Consider the following 1817-nt stretch of genomic DNA (forward strand, 5'->3'; position numbering starts at 1 on the left):
CACTTCGGCTGCTTCAATGCGGGCGACGACAGCCATTCTTGGACTTGAGAAGCTGTCTCGGCTGGCTGGCTCTGCGTAGCAGCCGATCGCGCTCAATGCCGGGCGGAGTGCCCCTGGCTTCCTTGCGCAGTCGCTTTGCTTCCTCAGCAAGGCGTTCTTCCAATGGGATGGTTTGCTGGGAACTGTGTCGCCGCATTTGGCTCTGCTCCCGCTATTGTGCGGTGATGGAACCAGTGTGCACCCCGAACCGGCGGTCTCTGCCACGGCGTAAGTTCCGCGAAGCGGACGAGCGTTCAGATAATCGCCTTACACGGACCGAGCGGGGCCGGGGAAAGGGCGGCGCCTTAAACCCAGCTTCTGCCGGGTTGGAATCAAAGCCCAAGCCTGCACCTGGCCGTTTCGCAATGAGTTTGGTCTAGCTCAATGCCCATGAAGTCACAGTCCAACCTTGAGGCCGCCAACGGGTCCAACACCACATCTTCCTCCTTTGTGAAGGCACCGATACAGCATTCGATGTCGCCATCCCCGGCCTCCTGCAGCGGCCTTACGATTTTGGAAACGATCTGGCCCGCATCAAGTTCGGTCTGGGTTGGGGAAGCTGGTGTGAATATGCGGCGACCAGGTTGAGCGCATCGTTCTATCCGGAACAGGTGGCTCATTTTGAAGAGACGTTCTTCGCGGCGCTCGATGGTCTCCACGATCGTGTTGAAGCCGCGGTGGATGCCTTCAGATATGATAACGACGGCTGGAAGTGCTTCAGGGCGATCACGGGCGAGTACGATCGCTTTCTCACATTCACCTCGTATCTCCTTGGTCACCTGAATGGCCTGGGCGGGGAGGTTGATCTGGCGCCGAAGTTCAAGGAGTTCCTGCAATCCGGTAATTGGCTGGCGAAATACATCATCGGTCTGGACAAGACACTTGAGAAAATTTGGAACAAGTACGGCGAGTGGAAGAGCTTCGAGGAATTCAACGGAACAGGTGAGTTGGTCTTGTTGCTTGCTGCAACCGATGGCGTTCACCTCACGGCCGATGGGCTGAGCATCTACTGACCTGTTGCCAATTTTCCCGATGCAGTGCGCATAATAGGGCGGGGCCAAGCGCGGGCGCCCCTCCGACCACATCCCTGAGTATGCAGACCAGGCCGCGAAGCTTTGCCGGCTCGGCGCTACCGACAAAGAGATCGCCGACTTCTTCGGCATGGATGAGCGGACGAGAAGAACGAGCGGCTATAGGTAGCGGCATCGCGCAGCGTGACGAGCGCGCGCCCGTCCGGAAGCTCAATCGGATCATCAAATTGCCGGCGCCAACCCTTCCCAGCCATGCCGGCATGGTCGCCGCAACCGGGCTCCTGTTCACGACCGGAGAACTACGGGCTGCGTTGTCGTCCATGAGGCCGCGGGAGCGGCAATCGCCTCGCATCGGCAGCGTAAGGGTTGGCCAGGCAGGTTGCAGGTAGGCCATTCGCCGTCGCTGCGCACTGGGCGAAAGATGTGAAAGTGCAATCGATCCTCTCACCTATCTTCTCGCCATAGACGTGCATGCAGACGGGATAGCTGGGGTCGTACGTCTGAGCAGACGCTGGCGCAAAGCCCACTATAGTACCCAGAACGAGAATTGCGGACATAAGTCGTCTCATCACCAGCTCCTGCGATTACCTTGAGAATGTTTGGCCGATGCGGTTTCACTCCAAGACCTCATACTCGAACGCCACACCCTCGGGGTCGTTTTCCACCCCCCGCCTGGTATGGCTGGATATCCCTGCGCAAACGCCACAAGGCTAGCCGCTCGCGGCGTCGATGATCCTCTTGGCTTCG

2 protein-coding genes are annotated in these 1817 nt (G+C 58.9%); one reads left to right on the forward strand and one right to left on the reverse strand.

Annotation, left to right across the window (positions count from 1 at the left end):
- The first annotated feature begins 623 nt into the window (after window positions 1-623).
- Window positions 624-1052 carry a hypothetical protein gene (locus ACFFWD_RS30970; RefSeq protein WP_376970450.1) on the forward strand — a complete coding sequence of 143 codons (429 nt, stop codon included), beginning with the start codon at window positions 624-626 and terminating at the stop codon, window positions 1050-1052.
- Between the two features lie 317 nt (window positions 1053-1369).
- Here ACFFWD_RS30970 and ACFFWD_RS30975 read toward each other — a convergent pair whose 3' ends face one another.
- Window positions 1370-1639, reverse strand: a complete 270-nt coding sequence (locus ACFFWD_RS30975; protein WP_376971851.1) for a DUF3551 domain-containing protein — start codon at window positions 1637-1639, stop codon at window positions 1370-1372.
- Window positions 1640-1817: the final 178 nt, after the last annotated feature.

Origin of the sequence: Bradyrhizobium erythrophlei (genome assembly GCF_042430365.1) — a bacterium.
GTDB classification, from domain to species: Bacteria; Pseudomonadota; Alphaproteobacteria; order Rhizobiales; family Xanthobacteraceae; genus Bradyrhizobium; species Bradyrhizobium erythrophlei.

What these genes read in the sequence shown, in the direction of transcription:
- ACFFWD_RS30975 (WP_376971851.1), bottom strand. Translation starts at nt 1,639, where the DNA reads ATGAGACGACTTATGTCCGCAATTCTCGTTCTGGGTACTATAGTGGGC.